This window comes from Acrocarpospora sp. B8E8 (assembly GCF_039871605.1).
Classification (GTDB): Bacteria; Actinomycetota; Actinomycetes; order Streptosporangiales; family Streptosporangiaceae; genus Acrocarpospora; species Acrocarpospora macrocephala.
Genome location: NZ_JBDPLV010000002.1, coordinates 42,599 through 61,034, shown reverse-complemented (window position 1 = coordinate 61,034; position 18,436 = coordinate 42,599). Strand labels below are relative to the sequence as shown.

The following is an 18,436-nucleotide window of genomic DNA, read 5'->3' as shown; positions in this document are numbered from 1 at the left end:
GGTCCTGGACGCCATGGCCGCCGGGCATCAGCGGATCCCCATCCTGCTGGAAGGACTGCAGACGCTGGTCCGCGGCGACGCCCGCGCCCCACGATATCGACTTGGCCGATCTGCTCGCCCAGGCGGTCGAGCACACGCGACGACGCCACCCCGCCGTAACCTACCGGCTGTCGCTGCCGGTGCAGGAGATCCCCGCCATCCACGGCTGGCCTGCCGGAGTCCGCCTGGCGATCGACAACCTGCTGGATAATGCTGCCCTGCACGGCCACCCCACCGGCTAGGTACATGTCAGCATGACCATGACGTTGCCCACGGCGGTGACCACACCGGTGGCAATGGCCACCCGCGACGCCTAAATCGTCGTCGCCGACGACGGGCCGGGCATTCCGGACCACCAGCGGGAAACCGTGGAGGAGCGCTTCGCCCGTGGCGCGCAAACCCGTAACAACGGATCCGGCCTCGGGCTCGCGCTGGTCCAGCAACAGGCGCGACTGCACGGCGGCACCCTCGATCTGAGCGTTTCGAACCGGGGAGGACTGGCCGCCGTCCTGACCTTGCCTGTCACGACCCCCGCGACCCGCGCGCCACGATGAAGGCCCGGCCTTCACCTGGGGCGGCTGGCGTCTACTCCCCCGTCGCGGCAGTCGGCGCAGAATCCACCACCGACCTCATCACCACCGCGTCATTGGCCGTCGATGGCTTCTCGTGCGAGCTGCCGCAGGGGTTCGCCGGTGACGTCGGCGAGCTTGACCAGGTCGTCATATTCGGCTTTGGCACCCCACGGGCCGTGTTTGATCCGCACCTTGCCGCCGCGGATGTTCACCGTGGTGGTTCTGCGCGGCAGCGCGAGCTTCTCGACGTGGCTGCGGCGCAAGCCGAGGCTGCCGGTTTCTCGGAGCATCAGGGTCTGCAGGCTGTCGGCCAATTCCTGGGCCACGAGCACGTGGAGGACGTGGGCGGGGCGGCCCTTCTTCATCGTCGCGGGCGTCGACCAGGCGTCGGCGGCGCCCGCGGCCAGGGCTCGTTCGATGACATGGGCCAGGACTTCGCCGGTCACGTCGTCGACATTGGTCGACAGGACGACCTGCCGGGTTGCCTCTCCTGGCGGCTCGCCGAGCATGGCGACCACCACGTTGGGCCGGTCTGGCAGAGTCCGGGTGCCTGTGCCGTAGCCGGAGCCCCGGATCGTCATCGGGGGCGGCGGCTCGTAGGAGGCGCCTGCCGCTCTGAGCAGGGCCGCACCGGTGGGGGTGACCGTCTCCCCTGCGATGGCATCGCCGCGCACACGGGCCCCGTGGAGCAGGGCGAGCGTCGCGGGGGCCGGCACGGGCAGCCGCCCGTGGCGTGTGGTGACCGTGCCGCTTCCGAGCGGGAGAGGCGCACAGTGTACGTCGGTGACGCCTAGGGCGTGCAGGGCCGCGGCGCAGCCAACGATGTCGATCAGCGTGTCGTGCCCGCCCAGTTCATGAAGGTGGACATCGGCGGCGGGCATGCCGTGCACGGCGCCTTCCGCCTCTGCTATCGCTGCCAGCGCCGCGTCCGCGAGTGGCAGGCCAGCTCTGGCAGCAATTTCGCGCAGCACCGAGGCGGGGCGCTCGGTAGCGTCGTCGTCGACATCGATCCGGACGCGGGTGGCCATCAGCGGTCCGCTGCGCACTCTCTCCGCCCGGAGGCTCCAGCCGGTCAGGCCGGTCGCGGTGACTGCCTGTCGTACGGCTTCGATGGGCGATCCCGCGTCCAGCAGGGCAGCCAGCAACATGTCTCCGGCCAGACCGGTGAAGGGGTTCAGGTAGAGAATCATGAGGACACCCTGGTCAGACGATATGCCGCGAGAGCGGCGCCGAATCCGGAGTCGATGTTGACCACGGTGAGCCCAGCGGCGCACGAGGTCAGCATGGCCAGGAGCGCGGTGACGCCCTCCAGCGCCGCGCCGTATCCGACGGATGTGGGAACGGCGATCACCGGCACCTCCACCAGGCCGCCCACGACGCTGGCCAATGCGCCTTCCATGCCGGCGATGACGATGACGGTGTCGGCGTCGCGCAGCCGGTCGGTCTCGGCCAGCAGCCGGTGGATCCCGGCCACGCCCACGTCCCTGATCTCGGTGACCCGCATTCCGAGGGCGGTGGCCACCGCCGAGGCTTCGGCGGCCACCGGGCCGTCGGAGGTGCCTGCGGTGACCACGGCGATGTGATGTCCGATGTCTCCGATCTTCCGCCAGGTGAGCAGGCGGGCTGGCGCGTTGTAATGTCCGCCGGGGATCGCGGCGCGGACCGCGGCTGCCGTGGTGGCCTCGACACGGGTGACCAGAATGGGTCCGCTGTTGCGGGCGATCAACGCGGTGACGATGGCGGTGATCTCGGCATCCTGCTTGCCAGGTCCGTAGACGATCTCTGGCAGACCTTGGCGGGATTGTCTGCCGATGTCCACGCGAGCGAAGCCCAGGTCGAGCGTCTCGTCCATCACGGGAGGGTGCTGTGCAGGGCCGGCAGCGGTGGTCGATGGGTGGGCGTGTGGTGGCGCACGTCAGTCCTTCGCGAGGTAGGGGATGGTCATCGGGCCCTCCGGAAGCACGCACACTCGGCCGGGCAGCGAGGCGACGGTGGCGGAGATGTCACCGGTCTGCTCCAGATGGGCTGTGGCCAGTTCAGTCCCGGACAGGAAGGAGGTGCGCATGATCACTCGGGCGGCGATCTGGATACGGGCCTGGATCTGCACCTGCCACTGATCGGGCACGGTCACGGCACGCCCGGAGATCTCCTCCAACAGCGCCTGAGGCGAGCCCGCAGAGGTCAGCACGTCGCGGTAGGAGCCGTGGTCGGGAAAGCCGTCACGGCATTCAGCGGCGCAGATGATGACACCGCCGGGCTTGAGCACTTGGGCGGCCGCGCTCATGCCCTTCACGGACTGGTAGAGGTTCTGGTCCAGCGGGAAGCCCGCGTTCGTGGTGATCACGACGTCGAAGGGAGCTTCGACGGGCCGCATCGCCGTGCGGCGGGCGGCGCGGGTGGCTGCCGCGTGCATGGGCGGCAAGTCACCGCCGAACGCCTCGACGATCTTTTGCTCGCGGTTGAGCACCACGTCGAGCGCGAAGGTGACGCCCGTGCCGAGGGCGATGGCGCGGACGTCGTCGTGGACGGGATTGCCGACGGTGACTCCCCAGGTGGCCTTCGGATTGCCGATGCGCGCGGCGTCGTGCAGAGTCAACACGGTCTCCAACGCCGCCAGGCCTGGAGCGACCAGCTTGGGACCGCCGGAGAATCCCGCGAAGAAGTGGGGTTCCACAAAACCTGTGGTGATCTTCACGTCGGCCCGCACCCACTCCCGGTTGAGCCATACCGGGACCCCGTCACCGTGGTGGCCCATCCAGATCAGGCTGTCCGGATCGCGGGCATCGTGGTTGACGATGCGCACACGGTCCGCGACCTGATCGCCGAACATCGCCCGAAGCTCGGCTTCGGTGTTGCCTCGGTGCGTGCCGGTGGCGACCAGGATGACCACGTCGTCGAGGTCGACCAGTCCGTCAAGCTCGTCCAGGATCGCGGGGATCATCAGGTGCCGGGGCTGCGGCCGGGTGCCGTCACAGGCGGAAATGGCGACGGTTTGTCCGGGCCGCACCCGCTCGCGCAGCGGCGGACCGGCGACGGGTTCGCGCAGGGCTCGGCGGAGTTCCGCCATCTCGTCCGGTACGGCTGGCCGTACCGTAGGTGTGATCACCGTGGTGCGGTCGGCGGGAAGCTCCACGGCCAGGCCGGTGCGGCCGTACGCCAGATCAACCAGCATGGATTCCTGTGTCCTTCGCGTCAGCCCAGAGTTCCCCCGGGGCGGGCATCTGATGGCTGTTCCTCATGGAGCCGAGGGCCGCAGGCGCAGGCCCGCCATGCCACCGTCGACGGGCAGTTCGACGCCGACGGTGGAACCCGAAGCGGGACCGGCCAGGTAGGCGACAGCCGCGGCAACCTCTGCGGCGGTGACGAGCCGCCCATGCGGCTGGCGGGCACACAGCGCAGCCCGTTCCGCGGCAGGGTCGGGAGCGGCGGCGAGGAGGCGTTCGATCCAGGGGGTGTCCACGGTGCCGGGGTTCACGCAGTTGACGCGGATCCCCTCGCGGACATGATCGGCGGCCATCGCCCGAGTCAGCGCCAGTACGGCGCCTTTGGACGCGGAGTAAAGCGCCCGTTGAGGGAGCCCGGCCGTGGCGGCGATTGAGCAGGTGTTGACGATCGACGCCGACGGTGAGCGCCGCAGGTGTGGCAGTGCCGCCCGGGTGACGCGGGCGATGCCGACCACGTTGAGGTCGAACACGCGCAGCCACTCCGCGTCGGCGTTGTCGGCGACGGTCCCCTGCGCGCCAATGCCGGCGTTATTGATGAGCACGTCGATCCGGCCGAACCGATCGGCGACTCCGGCGACGGCCGTACGGACGCTGGAGTCATCGGTGACGTCGCAGGCGAACCCGGTCAGCGGTTTAGGCACCTCGGGCCGTACGTCAAGTACGGCGACCTGCGCGCCGCGCCGAGACAGTTCCCAGGCGGTGGCGAGTCCTATACCGGACGCGCCGCCGGTGACCACCGCCACCAGGTCTTCGAAGTCGGCGAACTCGGCGCTCATGCCTGCGCCACCTTCTGCCGCTGTTGGCCGAGGCCGTCGATCTCGACCTCGACGAGGTCGCCTGAACGCAGATAAGCCCCGGGACCGCGTCCGAGCGCCACCCCAGCCGGGGTTCCGGTGTTCACGATGTCGCCGGGGTCGAGCACCATGAACTGGCTGAGGCACCAGATCACGTGGTGGACGTCGAAGATCTGGTTCTTGGTGTCGCCGTTCTGGCGTAGCTCGCCGTTCACCCACAGCCGCAGGCCGAGCGCTTGCGGATCGCCGACTTCGTCCGGCGTGACCAGCCACGGTCCGAGCGGGTTGAAGGTCTCGCAGGACTTGCCCTTGTCCCACTGGCCGCCGCGTTCGTTCTGGAACTCGCGCTCGGAGACGTCGTTGGCGATCGCGTAGCCGCTGATCACATCGGCGGCCTCCGCCGGGCTGCCGAGGTAGCGCGTGGTCCTTCCGATGATTACAGCCAGTTCGACTTCGTAGTCGGTCTTGACGCTGCCGCGCGGCACCAGGACCGTGTCGTCAGGACCGACCAGGGTGTTGGACGCCTTGAGGAACATGACCGGCTCGGTCGGCGGCTCGGCACCGGTTTCCTCGGCGTGGTCGGAGTAGTTCAGCCCGATGCAGACGATTTTTCCGGGCCGGGCTATCGGCGCGCCGATCCGCTCGTACGGCCCGGTCTCGGGCAGCGCTCCGGCGGCGACGGCGGCATGGACTCGGGCGACGCCGTCACCGGACAGGAAGGCCCCGTCGATGTCGGCGGTCAGCGCGGACAGGTCCAGCACCCGGCCGTCCGGGCCGATGACCGCGGGCCGCTCACTACCCGGAGGCCCCACCCTGAGCAATCTCATGTTGACCCCTTCAAGGATTCACCCAATCTTTCCAGCACGTAGTTAGCCTGGCACAATATGCCGTTGCGCGTAAAGTAGCTCCTCTTAGCCATGATCGGGTTGACGTTCCCTCTCTGACAGTCTTACCGTCCGTCATATTCATCGGGTTAATCTTGGGAGTTTGGCCGATGCCCACCATCACCTCCGTCGATGTCATCGACGTTCGGTTCCCCACCTCTGCGACGCTTGACGGTTCCGACGCCATGAACCCGGACGGCGACTACTCGGCCGCGTACGTCATCCTTGGCACCGACACCGGCCACACGGGATACGGGCTGACCTTCACGATCGGACGCGGCACTGATCTGTGCGTGGCCGCGGCACGGCAGATCGCCGCGCCCCTACTCGGCCGGGATGTCGGCAAGATCACCTCAGACCTGGGCGGCCTGTACCGCGAGATCATGTCCGACAGCCAGATGCGCTGGCTGGGGCCGGAGAAGGGCGTGGTGCACCTGGCCGCCGCCGCCGTCCTCAACGCCGCCTGGGACCTGGCCGCCAGGAGTGCGGGCAAACCGCTGTGGCGCCTGGTCAGCGACATGACCCCGGCCGAGCTCGTCGCCGCGTGCGACTTCCGCTACCTGACCGATGTGATCACCCCGGACGAGGCCGTCGAGATGCTGGAGAGGCTCGCCCCCACCCGGGCGCAACGCATCGCGGAGCTGGCCGAACACGGCTATCCGGCCTACACGACCTCGCCCGGCTGGCTCGGCTACTCCGACGACAAGCTCCGGCGGTTGTGCAAGGAGGCGGTCGAGGAAGGCTGGACACATGTCAAGCTCAAAGTCGGCGCCAACCTGGAGGATGACGTCCGCAGGCTGGGGATCGCCCGCCAGGAGCTCGGCGAGCGGACCTTGATGATGGACGCCAACCAGGTCTGGGACGTTCCGCAGGCCATCGCCTGGGTGAACCGGCTCGCCTCGTTCGGCCCGCTGTGGATCGAGGAGCCCACCAGCCCCGACGACGTCCTCGGCCACGCGCGGATCCGCCAGGCGGTCGCCCCGGTCGGGGTCGCCACCGGCGAGCACGCGCACAACCGGGTGATGTTCAAGCAACTCCTGCAGGCCGGGGCCATCGACTTCTGCCAGATCGACTCCTGCCGCCTCGCATCGGTCAACGAGATAGTGCCGATCCTGCTCATGGCCGCCAAGTTCGGTGTCCCCGTGTGCCCGCACGCCGGCGGGGTCGGCCTGTGCGAGATCGTCCAGCATCTGTCCGTCGTGGACTATGTCTGCGTCAGCGGCGCCCTGGACGGCCGCGTGCTGGAATACGTCGACCATCTGCACGAGCACTTCACCGACCCGGTCAGGATCGACGCCGGCCGGTACCGGCTGCCGGAGCTTCCGGGCTACAGCACGCGGATGCACCAGGAGTCCGTCGACACCTACCGCTACCCTGACGGCCGGTACTGGTCACAGGGAGTCTGAAATGGGCGTCATCGAAGCCACCATCGAGAAGGTCAAGCAGATGCTGGTCGACGGCGAGCTACTCCCCGGCCAGAAGCTTCCCGTCGAGAGGGATCTGGCCGACCAGCTCGGCGTCTCCCGCAACACGCTGCGGGAGGCGGTCCGCGCGTTGACCACGATGCGCGTGCTCCAGACCAGGCAGGGTGACGGCACCTACGTCACCAGCCTCTCTCCTGGCCTGCTGCTCGACGGCCTGAGCTTCGTCGCGGACCTGCATCTGGACGCGGAGGCCCAGCACTTCCTGCATGTTCGCCGGCTGCTGGAACCGGAGGCCACGGCGCTCGCCGCGACCCGGATGCCGGAGCCGGAGCTGGCGCGGCTCGACGAGCTGCTCTCGCGGGCTGAGCGTCTCGCCGGCCAGAGCCCGGTCGACCACGACGGTCTCGTCGACATCGACCAGAGCTTCCATTCCCTGATCAGCTCGCGCTGCGGCAACGCGGTCCTGGCCGCGGTCATCGAGAACATGTCCGGCAGGACGGTCCGCGCCAGAGTGTGGCGCGGCATGACCGATCCCGGCGCGGTACAGCGCACCCTGCGCGAGCACCGACTCATCTATCAGGCGCTGCGCGCCGGCGACACCGAACGCGCGCGACTGCACGCCGCGGTGCACATCCTCGGCGTCGAGGACGCTCTCGTGGAGGCGACACATGAGTGAGAACCTGGACCGGCTGACCGAGCGGCTGAGCCGCGAGCACGCGGTCGTGGTCGCCTACTCCGGCGGCGTGGACTCGGCGCTGCTGGCCGTGGTGGCCACCAACGTGCTCGGGGCCCGGGCGGTGGCCGCGACTGCGGTCTCCCCCAGCCTCGCCGCCATCGAGAGGGCGGCGGCCAAGGCCTTCGCCCGCGAGCACGGCCTGGCGCAGATCGAGGTCTGCACCGACGAGGGCGAGCGCCCCGAGTACACGGCCAACGGCCGGGACCGCTGCTACCACTGCAAGTCGGCGCTGTTCGACGCGCTCACCCCACTGGCCCGAGCGATGGACGCCCAGATCGCCCTGGGCACCAATCTCGACGACCTAGGCGACCACCGCCCCGGCCTGCGCGCGGCGAATGAGCGCGCGGCGATCGCCCCACTGGTCGAGGCTGGGCTGTCCAAGGCCGGAGTCCGCGCGCTCAGCCAGGAGCTCGGCCTGATCACCGCGGACAAGCCCGCGGCGCCCTGCCTCGCCTCCCGGGTGAGCTACGGCGATCCGGTCACGCCGGAGATCCTCCGCCGGGTCGAGATCGCCGAGGCGGCCGTGCGCGAACTTGGATTTCCGGTCTGCCGCGTCCGCGCCCACTCGGGCGGCACGCTGGCCAGGGTCGAGGTCCCGGTCACGGAGATCGCCCGGGCGAGCGAGTTGCGCGAGAGGATCGACGCCCAGGTACGCGGCGCCGGATTCACCTTCTGCTCGCTGGACCTGTCGGGCTTCGCCTCAGGACGGCTCAACGCCCTGCTTCCCCTGCTTGTCTGAACCGACAGGTACGGCGTGCGCCGCGATCGCGGAGCACGCCGTACCTGTCTTTGATCAGCCGGTGGTCATCACTGTCCGTATACCTCGAAGTCGAAGACCGCCGCGCCGTACCGGTGCGCGGTGAGCGGTTCGTTGGAGAACACCCGGATATACCGGGCGGTGACCGGCTGGGCGAGCGGGTAGGTCTCCGACGTCGCCGATCCGAGGCCCGACGAGACGGTCGCCCAGATGTCCTTGTCGGCGGTGACGGTCGGGTAGCCGTTGCCGCCGCTCAGCCGCGTGCAGATGCTGGAGTTGCGCTCGGCGGCCGTGTGGGCGTCGGCCTGGGCCTGCGAGAGCACCTGGATCTGGAACGGCGAGTTGTACATCGCGTCGTAGGTGGCGAGATTCTCCCCGAACTGGACTGAGTACGACCCGATCTTCTGGTCGGACCCCAAGTCCACGTAGGCCCATGTGCACAGCGACCCCTGGGTGGAGCCGGAGTTGCCGTCGGAGAAGGCTCCGTCGGTCGCGCCGCCGGAGTACCAGCCGCTCGTCGCGTCGTCGTCGACCATCTTGGCCGGCGTCCTGTTCACGTTCGAGGTCTGGCCGTAGGCGGTCACCGGCTTGTTCAGCGCCAGGTTCGGCGGCTTGACGTTGATGGTGACCGTCGCGGTGGCCTTCTCCCAGGGGTGGTCGGCGATCGTGCCCGTCAGAGTCTGGTCCTTGTCCCCGGTGATCGCCTGGTCCCAGCGAACGTAGGCGAACCGGGTGAAGGTAACACCGCCGCCCGCGTCGAAACGCGCGTTGGGGAACGTCTGCGCCGGGAGGGCGGGCGTGTCCGGGTTGTAGACCAGGCTCGTGGCGAGCGGCGAGGCCAGCTTGGGCATGACCGTCACCAGGACGGGGACCTTGAGGTCCGTGCCTTCGACCGTGCCTTCGACGGTGAACTTTCCGCGGGTCTGTCCGTCCGCGTACGGGGTGGTGGCGATCGCGAGCTGGTCGGCGGAGATTGCGGGCCAGGTCACGGCGACCTTGTCCCGTGTCCTGTCGGAGAAGATCGCGGTGACCTGCTCCGGCAGCGTCGGCTGGCTGTCCTTGGCGGTCTTGACGCCGGTCACGTCGTAGCCGACGATGTGCCGTTCCGCGAGGTCGTCCCCGGCGATGACCGAGACGGCGGCCGGGCCGACGGCCGGCGCGTTCGGCACCGCCGCCACGCGGGCGTCGTCGAAGGCGGCCTTGCTCCGCCTGTCCAGGTAGTAGCCGATGCCGCCGCCGGAGAAGGTGCCATCCTGGGCGCTGAGCGCCTGCTCGCCGTTCACGGTCACCGTGAGCAGCTCGCCGCGTGCGCTCACCTTCACCGCGTACCATCGGCCAGTGGTGAGCGGCACCGGGGACGGCGCCTTCTCCACCCTCCTCCATAGGCCACCGACCCGCTTGTCGAGGGCGACCTGCTGGGTGTCGACGTCGATGGCGGCCCGGTAGAGGTTGTCCGCGTCCTGGACCCGGAACACCAGGCCCGCGCTGCGCCCGTCGTCGACGCGCAGCTGCGAGGAGTACAGGTAGTCGCCGGACGCCCAGCCGGCCTCGCCGCCCGCGGTGACCAGGCCCTCCTTCTCCTCCGTGGCACCGGTGTAGTAGCCGGTCTCACCGCTGGTGAAGGCACCGGTGTTGACGACCTTCCAGGCGCCGCCGGACGGCTGCCACTGCCACGGGAAGTTGAAGCTGGAGCGGGTGTCGGTGGCGCCGAACACCAGCGCGCCCTCGGTGATCCAGCCTAGGGCCGCGTTCCAGTCGGCGAAGTCGGTGGAGTACAGCTCGGCCCCGGCGGGGTCGGTCAGCCGCACGTCGTCGAGGAGCACGAAGTCGCCGAGCCCGCCGCCGTTGCGCTGCGCGATCCGGATCCCGGTGTATCCGGCGGGCCGGCGCTGGCTCGCGTTCACGGTGTAGTCGATCACCAAGGCGCCGTCGATCCACGCCTTGATCTGGTCCCCGATCGCCTGGAACCGTACCGCGTACTGGCGGCCGCTGATCAGATCGATCGAGGTGTTGGTGGCGATCGTGGTGGCGTGGTCGAGGATGAGTTGCACGTCGGCGTTGGTGGCCGCGGCACGCTCCCCCTCCCCCACGCGGTTCGGGTCCAGCCGCAGCATGTAGCTGGTCTTGTCCTTGTCGTTCGCGCGCAGCATGAGCTGACCGGTGGTGCCCTTGAGCAAGGTCATCTTGGCCTCGTACACCACGTCGGCCGCGGTGATGTTGGTGTTGTACACCGACACGTCGCCGAAGAACGGGAAGACATAGGGCAGCAGCTTCAGCTGGCCGTCCGCGACCCGCCACTTGTCGGAGCCGAACACGATGTTCTGGTCCTGCGCCGCCGTGGCGTAGCTGAAGTCGTTGTCCTGGATCCCGCTGAGCATGTGCTCGACGGACGGCACGTACGACAGCCGCTCGATCTGCGGCTTGTTCCCGGCGACGCCCTCCAGGCGCAGCGTGTGCGGCCCGTTGGACAGCCCGGTGGCCCGGAACAGCACGCCGCCGGGCGCGACGTCCACGGTGCCGTAGGGCACGTCGTCGATCGACACCTTCATCGTGCCCTTGTCATTCTCCGGCGCCACCCACTGGATGGAGGTGCCGTCGAAAGTGAACTCCCGGGCACCGGGCTCCTTCACGATCCGCTCGTCCTGGCCGTCGACGTGGGTCCAGCCCTTGTCGTCCGGCTTCGTGGCGAGGTCGAACTGCACCACGCCGTTGTGCCGCAGGGTCAGTGTGTAGACGCCGGTGCGGGCGTTCCACTCCTGGGTGTAGGTGTACTGTCCGTCGTAGCCGGAGATGGTGAGCACCGGCTGGACGGTGGCGTGCACCTGGATCTTCGTGGTACGCAGCGCGTCGTCGGCGGCGTTCGGCACGTAGGCGTACTTGGGGTAGTTGCGGATGAACTCCATGTCCCGCCGGCCGCCGTCGCGGAGCAGGTCCTGGCTGCGGTCGGATCGGTAGTTGTCGACCAGCACCGACAGCTTCTGATCGCCTTCGTCGAGCATCGCGTACGTGTGCGGGGTCATCTCCGGCATGTCCACCTGTGTGAACGTCTTGCCGTTCAGGTGGAGGGCTGCGTCCTGGTTGACGTTGTCCCAGTAACGCGAGTTGTAGACCAGCCAATGGCCGCTCCACTGCTGGGCGAACGCGTCGCCGGAAGAGATCTTGGGGTAGCGCTCGTCGAAGAAGGCCTTCTTCGCGTCACCGGAGATCAGCTGCGCGTTGTAGGTCGACTTGGTCAGCACGGTGCCGATCTTGTCGATAACGTCCTGTCCGGTCAGCTTGGGCAGCCGGGGGATGATTCCGTACCGGCCGGAGGAGCGCAGGTAGTACCAGAGTTGCTGGCTGCCGAGGGCGTCCGGCACCTTCTCGTACAGGTCGTAGAAGGTGGTGCGGGCATTGCGTGCGGACACGGTGTCCGACAGCGAGCCGATGGTGCCCTCCCGTTCGGAGAACGCCACCTTGGTCTTGGCGATGACCTCGTCCTTGGTGGGCCCGGCGTGCGTCAGCATGTACCGCATCGCGGGAAGCACGGACTGGTAGAACGCCGGGGTGTAGAGGTTGTTCGGCGCCGGGGTGTCGAGGTGGTTCTCCAGGTGGAAGATGGTCGCGCCGTTCTGCCACTGGTCCAGCATCGCCATCGCGTAGACCGTCTCGGGCTGCGATCTGGAGCACCGGTCGCCGCGGCTCAGCGATCCACTGCTGCCCTGCCCGAACACGTTGCACCCGTAGTAGGCGTAGCCGTCGAAGTACGGCCCCCAGTTGCCCACCGCACCGGCCATCCAGGCGCCGAGCGCCTGCGCGTTGGCGGTGTCGAAGTTCTCGTGGATGTTCTTCGGATCGAGAATGAAGTTCTTGGAGTACCGGGTGAGGCTGCCCCAGAACGCCGGGTCCTCCAGCTTGGCGCCGAGGAGGTTGGCCTCCTCCATCGAACCGAGGATGTGGAACCCGCCGTACCGGTTGGCCAGCTCGAGGATCTTCGGCAGGTCATTCAGGGTGTTCGTCAGTTCCGACACGACCGTTCCGGCGAAGTTCGGATACGTCTGGTACAGCTTCTCGATCCACTCGTACCTGTCGGCGGGAGCGGTCGGGGACTCACCCCACAGGACGAGCATCGGGATGCCGAGGTCCCGCCCTTCGGCGAGGTTGTCCTCCACCCATCGGCGGGTGACGGCCGGACTGGCGTCGGCCCACCGGTTGTGCCCGGGGTGCAGCACGAACGCGGTGTGCCTCTTGAGCTCGTCGGGCAGGGCGGCCCACGCCTGCTTGATGTTCCAGCCTTCGTTGAGGTCACGCCGGAAACCGGGATCCTGGCCGAAGTTGTAGCCGATCAGCAGCTGGGTGATGAGCAGCGGATTCTTGTTGTCAATGGTCAACCGGAGAGGCGCGTCGACGACACCGCCTGCCGCCGCCGCGGGCTGGGCAAGCGTGACGGGCGAGACTCCGATCCAGGTGACCAGTAACGCGAGGAGAAGTCCTCGGAGGTACTGGGGTGGCCGCCGTAATGCAGAAGAGGGCATTCTTCCTCCACTAGAGATGATTGGGGGGCACGGGGGGAATGCAAGCGGAGCGGTTCAGGTCTTGATCACGACCATGCCGTGGCCGTCCGGGACGTCGACCGTGGTGTGGACGTATCCGTTCTCGTAGGTGAAGGACAGGTCCTGACCGTGCGGTTCGAGCCGGACGGCGCTGGGCGGGGCCTCGGACCTCACCGCGAGTTCCATCCCGACCAGCGGGAATGGGTCGCGCATGAGATCGATGCCCTCCACCTCGAAGGTGATCGGGCTGAGTCCCTCGGCCTGCCGGGAGGCCAGGAAGCTGAGCAGGTGCACCACGCGGGCGTCCGGAGTGTCGACGACCATGGCCTCCAGGTGGGAGGGTCCGCCGGTCCGCAGGATCGGGTCCGGGAGGATCCGATCGAAGATCTCCGCCAGCATCCGCAGATAGGCGAGCGGGGCGTGCCTGCCGTAGGCGGTGAAGATGGGCGCCGCGGTCACGGCCGTGCGGCCGGTGACGATCGCCGCCGCGTAGCGCGGCTGCCCGGTTCCGACCGGGGTGTAGTCGTGGCCGCTGAAGGCGTCCCAGGTGCGGGCGAAGTAGGGCTCGACGACGTCGTACAGCACGTCGGCACCGTCGGCCGCGGTGAATCTGAGCGTCGGTTCGTACATCGCGTGCGGGAAGGAGTCGGCCTGCCCGGCGGGGCGCAGGAACGTTCCTTCCAGGGGCTCCCCCTCGTGGAGTCGCACGCCCTCGATGTCGGCGGCCGCGGCGGCAGCACCGCTCACCAGTAGCGCTCCGCCCGCGTCGGTGAAGTGCCGGAGCCGGGCGGCGAGTTCGGGCGAGACGGGTGTCGCCTCGGGAACGACCACGGCCCGGTAGTCGGTGAGGGCCGCGTCCAATGGGATCACGTCGAACTGGAGCCGGAGTTGCTGCAGCGCCTTGACCACACCGGTGCCGGCCGGGCCGGGGTCGTCGCCGAGCCGGGGGTCCATGACCACGGCGACTTCCTTGACGTGCGCACCGCCCTCGACGTGCGGCTCACACTGCCTGAGGTAGGCGTATGCCTCGCCGACCAGGGTGTAGGTCTCTGGGGCGAGCCGTCCGCTCGGGTGCAGCAGGTCGCCGACCCCGGCGGTCAGGCCGTAGGCCAACATCTGCGCACATTCGAACTTCAGGGCCGCGGGGGTCTTCAGGCCGCCATTGTCTCCCCAGCTCTTGTGGAAGCGACCGGTGTGCGCCAGGGCAGGCAGCCCCAGGGGCCGGACGAACCTGGCCACGTACGGCAGGTAGCCGTATCCCCAGCCGCCGGTGGGGAGCGCCTCGATCTCCACGTGGGAGACCAAGCCGATCTCCTCCGCCAGCGCGGTCTTGGGCCGGCTGTTGAACCAGATGCTCATCGGCGCGTCGTCGGCGAGATGCGGCAGGACCATGTCGCGGTAGCGGCCCATGTACTCGTGGGCGACCCTCCGCGCGAACCGGTCCCGGTCGGTCCCGTCGGCGGGATTCAGCCCGGCGCGGCGCATCCCGTCCACCGCCCACTTGGAGGAGCTGGGTTGATCCCAGCACATGTCGAGAAATATCCCGTCGACGGTGCCGAAGTGGGTCAGCACCTCGGCCAGTTGGTCGGTGAAGTAGTCCTGGTAGGGGCTGGACATGTCGAGCACGTACCAGCCGGGGTCGAACCGCCCCCGGGAGCGCCTGACCTGCCGGCCGTCGGCTTCCAGAGCGATCCACTCCGGGGCGAGTTCGGCGGCGTACTCGTCCACCGCCATGCTTAGGTAGATCGGGGCCTTGATCCCGGCTCGGTGCAGCGCCTCGACCTGCTCCTCCAGCAGGTGTAAGTCCTTGGCCAGGCCGGGATGCCGCTCCGGACGGTCGGTGTCGTAGTAGAGGTGCCCGTGATGGCATTTGGCGAACAGGGTGACGCTCTCGACGTGTGCCTCGACGAAGGTGCGGGCGAAGGTGCCGGTGTCGAAGGCGGCGCCGATGGCGGGAACCTTCGGGCCGGTGTGGAAGTCCAGGTGAACGGTGCGCCTGGGCAGCATGATGGGTCAACCCCCGAGATATGGGTCAGTCCTTGAGCGCGCCGCTGGTCAGCCCGCTGGTGATGAAGCGAAGGCCGAACACGACGAGAAGGACCGCGGGAAGGGCGAGTAGAACGAGGCTTGCGCTGTAGCGAGCGGCGTCGACAGGCGAGGCGGACAGGGCGTTGTGGAAGGTGGACACCGCCTGCGCGGCCGTGGTCATCTCCGGCCGTGTGTTGAAAATGGCCGGCCACAGGAAGTCCTGCAGCGACCACATGAAGCACAGGACGGTCAGGTTGACGATGGCCGGTCGGGCCATCGGGACGAAGACGTACCGGAAGATCTGCGGATGACCGGCCCGGTCCACGATCGCCGCCTCCAGCAGCTGGTCGGGCACGTTGTCGGCGTAGTTGCGCATCAGCAGCACACCGAACGGCACGGTCAGCGCCGCCTCCGGCAGGCCAACGCCCAGGTAGGTGTTGAACAGGCCCAACTCGTGCGTGACGTGGTAGAGCGGCACCAGGATCGCGGTGCCGGGGATGGCCAGGAACAACAGCGTGCCGTAGTAGAGCAGCTCACGGCCGGGGAACTGCAACTTCCCGAAGGCATAGCCGGCGGGCAGCGACACGCCGAGGACCACCGCGGTGTGCACGACACCGTTGGCCAGGGAGTTCAGGTATGTTCGCCAGATCGGCACGCCCCCCAGGGGGTCGGTGAACAGCGACACGAATGTGGACGGACCGCCGAGCCGGAACGCCTCGCTGAGCGCCGACCACATCGGGAACAGCCAGACCACCGCCGTCAGCCCGAGGAACAGCTGCATGATCACGCGATCACGGCGGCGGCGGCTCAGCAGGCCGAAACCGCCGGTGTGTGAGGTGCTGGCACTCATCGCGAGATCCTTTCCGCGACCGGCTGGTCGGCGGCCGGGCGGGAGGGCGACGCCGGCGCCCCGGTGCCCCCACCGCTGCGCCGTCTTTGCCGAGTGCGGCGCGGACGAGTGAGCAGGGCCTGCGTCGCGGAGACGAGCAGCGCCACGATCAGCACCAGGACCGAGGCTGCCGAGGCGTAGCCGATCGTGGAACCGGCCGAGGTCACGAACCGGTAGGTGTAGGTTCCGACGATCTCGGTCGTGTCGTCGGGCCCGCCGCCCGTGGACAGCAGCACGACCTCAAAGGCTCTGAACGAGCCGAGGAGCAGCGCGAGGATGACCGTGATGTGGGTGCTGCGCATCATCGGATGGATGATCGTGCGCATGATGTGCAGGGGGCCCGCCCCTTCCAGGACCGCGGCCTCCAGCACATCGGTCCGCAGCGCGGACAGGTCGGCGGTGTAGTACATGATGGGCAGGCCGATGAGGTAGGCGAACAGGCCCACCACGGCGGCGAACGCCCAGCCGGGCTCGGTGAGCCAGTGCGCGGCCAGCCCGTCCAGGCCCATCGCCCGCAGCGCCTGATTCAGCGCGCCGTCCTGGTACTGGAGCATCCGCCCGAAGACCGTGGCCACCAGCGCAATCGGAGTGAGCGCCGGAACCAGGAAGATCGCGTAATAGATCTTGCGTCCGCCGATGCCGGCGGCGAGCAGCACAGCGATCACGAAGCCCAGGGTCAGCGCGACGGCGATGCTCGCGACGGCGAACAGCAGGTTGTTGCGGATCGCGTGGAGGAACGTCTCGTCCTCCAGCAGGAGGCGGTAGTTCTTCCAGCCCACCTCGACCGCGTTGGCGAAGCTGATCGACACCTTGGTGAAGCTGGTGCGGATCAGGAACCAGAAGCTGTACCCGAAGTAGATCGCGTACATGACGAACAGCGGGACCAGGAACAGCAACGCGATCCGGCCCTCGCCTTTCAGCGTGCGGCGCATGGATAACCTTTCTGGCATCCGGCCGGGCACGCGTGCTGCCCGGCCGGAGGGATCGTCAGCTGAACTTGCCGCTGTCGAGGTCGTCCTGCATCTTCTGGGCCGCCTCCGCGGGATCGCCCCCGCCGATGACCTTCAGCACGCCCTTACCGACCTCGGCGGAGAAGGCGCTCAGGTTGTTGCGGTCGCCGTGCGGGTTGGCGATGAGGTCCTGGATCGTCTTCAAACCCGCCTTCTCCGCGTCGCTGTCCAGAGCGCCCTCGGGAGCCGCCCAATCCTGGATTGCCGGGATGAGCCCGAGCTCCTTGGCCCACTGGTCGACGCCCGCGCCCGTGGTGATGTAGGCGATGAAGTCGGCAGCCTCCATGGGATGCTTGGTCGTCTTCGGGATGCCCATGGTGACGTCGAGGAAGGATCGCAGCGATCGTGTGGCCGGATCGCTCACCGCCGGGACCGGCAGCGCGCCGACGTCGGTGAGCGCGATCTTGTTCGCTGCACGGTAGGCGGGTGAGAGCAGCACCGAATCCCAGGTGCCGTTGAAGATCATCGCAGCCTTGCCGGTGGCGAAGGTCTCCTCGGCCTTGGCGTAGTCCACGTCGATCAGGTTCTTGTCGAGCCCGCCGTCCTGGTAAATCTTCTGCAGAGCGGTCAGTCCCTGAACGTACGACGGGGTGTTCCAGGGCCCGTTGTTGTAGCGGACGTTATTGAAGAAGTCCTTGTCCTGCTGGCCGACGAGGGTGAGAGCGAACTCGTCCTGGAACCAGGAGTCGGCGCCGGAGGGCATGACAGCCACCGCGACACCCGGCTTCTTCTCCTTCAGCACCGTGGCCAGGCTCGCCATGTCGGCGAAGGTCTGGGGCGGCTCGACGCCGATCTCCTTGAGCAGGGCCGCGTTGTAGAAACCGACCACCGAGCCGCTCAGACCGAACGGCACCGAGTAGAGCTGGCCGTCGCTGTAGAGCTTTTTGTTCTGTTCCAGCGACAGCGGCTGGAACTTGGCCATCGTCCCGGCCGGCAGGTCCTTCTCCCAGGCGGAGACCGCGAGCAACTGGTCTTTGATCTGTTCGGCGAACAGGCTGGGCTGCACGGCCAGGACGTCGATCTGCTCGCCGGCGTTCAGCGCGAGTGGGACCTTGGCCTTGAAATCCTGCTGCGCGATCTCGTTGTTCTTGATCGTGATGTTCGGATGGTCCTTGGTGTAGGCGTCGATGGCGCGTTGCATTGCCGCGCCGCCCGGCGCCCCTGCCCAGGTCCACAGGTTGAGAGTGACCGGGCCTGTGGCGGCCTCGGTGGCCGGGCCACTCGCGGCAGGGTCGGGTGTGCCGCCGCACGCGGTCGCCAGCGCCAGTGCGCCTCCGGCCGCTAGGAGGGCGAAAGTCCGCCGATTGATGTTCATGGGATCCTCACAGGGGGTTGTGCTAGGACCAGCGAATCAAGCGCAGGTGAAATTGTCCCGATGACTTGTGAGCGCAGGAGAGTTCTACTCCCCCATGAAGGCCATGTAAAGAGGTTGTTACGTGAAATTGACCCAATGACTCTTGGGTCAGCCCTTCGAGTTGGCCCGAGGAGTCAGTGATCTGGCGTCGATTGGTCCGATGACTTAGAGTCTCCTTGTCCTGATGTTTACC

Annotated in this window: 15 protein-coding genes; 5 read left to right on the top strand and 10 right to left on the bottom strand. The window is 68.1% G+C overall.

The window, feature by feature from the left end:
• Positions 1 to 101: 101 nt before the first annotated feature.
• Together ABGB08_RS02995 and ABGB08_RS02990 are read left to right on the top strand one after the other, a co-directional pair.
• A complete protein-coding gene (locus ABGB08_RS02995; RefSeq protein WP_347585945.1) occupies positions 102 to 281 on the top strand; it encodes a hypothetical protein in 180 nt (59 codons plus the stop codon).
• Positions 282 to 356: 75 nt separating this feature from the next.
• Positions 357 to 593 (top strand): ATP-binding protein, encoded by a 237-nt coding sequence (locus ABGB08_RS02990; RefSeq protein WP_347586427.1) that lies wholly within the window; start codon positions 357 to 359, stop codon positions 591 to 593.
• A gap of 89 nt (positions 594 to 682) precedes the next feature.
• Here ABGB08_RS02990 and larC read toward each other — a convergent pair whose 3' ends face one another.
• From larC to ABGB08_RS02965, 5 genes are all read right to left on the bottom strand, one after another.
• The gene (gene larC / locus ABGB08_RS02985; RefSeq protein WP_347585943.1) at positions 683 to 1,801 is read right to left on the bottom strand and encodes a nickel pincer cofactor biosynthesis protein LarC; all 1,119 of its coding nucleotides are present in this window, start codon (positions 1,799 to 1,801) and stop codon (positions 683 to 685) included.
• Positions 1,798 to 2,463 (bottom strand): nickel pincer cofactor biosynthesis protein LarB, encoded by a 666-nt coding sequence (gene larB / locus ABGB08_RS02980; RefSeq protein ID WP_347585941.1) that lies wholly within the window; start codon positions 2,461 to 2,463, stop codon positions 1,798 to 1,800. The genes larC and larB overlap by 4 nt, the downstream gene beginning before the upstream one ends.
• A gap of 63 nt (positions 2,464 to 2,526) precedes the next feature.
• Positions 2,527 to 3,783: a nickel-dependent lactate racemase gene (gene larA / locus ABGB08_RS02975; RefSeq protein WP_347585939.1), complete on the bottom strand. Its 1,257-nt coding sequence runs from the start codon at positions 3,781 to 3,783 to the stop codon at positions 2,527 to 2,529.
• A gap of 63 nt (positions 3,784 to 3,846) precedes the next feature.
• Positions 3,847 to 4,611, bottom strand: a complete 765-nt coding sequence (locus tag ABGB08_RS02970; RefSeq protein WP_347585937.1) for an SDR family oxidoreductase — start codon at positions 4,609 to 4,611, stop codon at positions 3,847 to 3,849.
• On the bottom strand, positions 4,608 to 5,456 hold the full coding sequence (locus tag ABGB08_RS02965) for a fumarylacetoacetate hydrolase family protein (protein WP_347585935.1): 849 nt from the start codon (positions 5,454 to 5,456) through the stop codon (positions 4,608 to 4,610). Before ABGB08_RS02965 ends, ABGB08_RS02970 begins: the two co-directional genes overlap by 4 nt.
• 167 nt (positions 5,457 to 5,623) lie before the next feature.
• On the opposite strand from ABGB08_RS02965, the gene ABGB08_RS02960 reads away from it, so the two are divergent.
• From ABGB08_RS02960 to larE, 3 genes are read left to right on the top strand one after another with little or no spacing between them, the layout of a single operon-like run.
• Positions 5,624 to 6,919, top strand: coding sequence for an enolase C-terminal domain-like protein (locus ABGB08_RS02960; RefSeq protein WP_347585933.1), 1,296 nt, complete (start codon positions 5,624 to 5,626; stop codon positions 6,917 to 6,919).
• Between the two features lies 1 nt (position 6,920).
• The gene (locus ABGB08_RS02955) at positions 6,921 to 7,613 is read left to right on the top strand and encodes a FadR/GntR family transcriptional regulator (protein WP_347585931.1); all 693 of its coding nucleotides are present in this window, start codon (positions 6,921 to 6,923) and stop codon (positions 7,611 to 7,613) included.
• Positions 7,606 to 8,412 (top strand): ATP-dependent sacrificial sulfur transferase LarE, encoded by an 807-nt coding sequence (larE, locus tag ABGB08_RS02950; protein WP_347585928.1) that lies wholly within the window; start codon positions 7,606 to 7,608, stop codon positions 8,410 to 8,412. Before ABGB08_RS02955 ends, larE begins: the two co-directional genes overlap by 8 nt.
• A gap of 68 nt (positions 8,413 to 8,480) precedes the next feature.
• Here larE and ABGB08_RS02945 read toward each other — a convergent pair whose 3' ends face one another.
• Genes ABGB08_RS02945 through ABGB08_RS02925 form a run of 5 tightly spaced genes read right to left on the bottom strand, consistent with a single transcriptional unit; the run spans position 8,481 to position 18,204 of the window.
• Positions 8,481 to 12,944: a glycosyl hydrolase family 98 C-terminal domain-containing protein gene (locus ABGB08_RS02945; RefSeq protein WP_347585926.1), complete on the bottom strand. Its 4,464-nt coding sequence runs from the start codon at positions 12,942 to 12,944 to the stop codon at positions 8,481 to 8,483.
• A 54-nt stretch (positions 12,945 to 12,998) separates the two neighbouring features.
• On the bottom strand, positions 12,999 to 14,969 hold the full coding sequence (locus tag ABGB08_RS02940; RefSeq protein ID WP_347585924.1) for an alpha-amylase family protein: 1,971 nt from the start codon (positions 14,967 to 14,969) through the stop codon (positions 12,999 to 13,001).
• Between the two features lie 25 nt (positions 14,970 to 14,994).
• Positions 14,995 to 15,840, bottom strand: coding sequence for a carbohydrate ABC transporter permease (locus ABGB08_RS02935; protein WP_347585921.1), 846 nt, complete (start codon positions 15,838 to 15,840; stop codon positions 14,995 to 14,997).
• Positions 15,837 to 16,811 (bottom strand): sugar ABC transporter permease, encoded by a 975-nt coding sequence (locus tag ABGB08_RS02930; RefSeq protein ID WP_347585919.1) that lies wholly within the window; start codon positions 16,809 to 16,811, stop codon positions 15,837 to 15,839. Before ABGB08_RS02930 ends, ABGB08_RS02935 begins: the two co-directional genes overlap by 4 nt.
• 55 nt (positions 16,812 to 16,866) lie before the next feature.
• Entirely contained in the window at positions 16,867 to 18,204 is a 1,338-nt protein-coding gene (locus ABGB08_RS02925) for an extracellular solute-binding protein (protein WP_347585917.1), read from the bottom strand.
• Between the last annotated feature and the right edge of the window lie 232 nt (positions 18,205 to 18,436).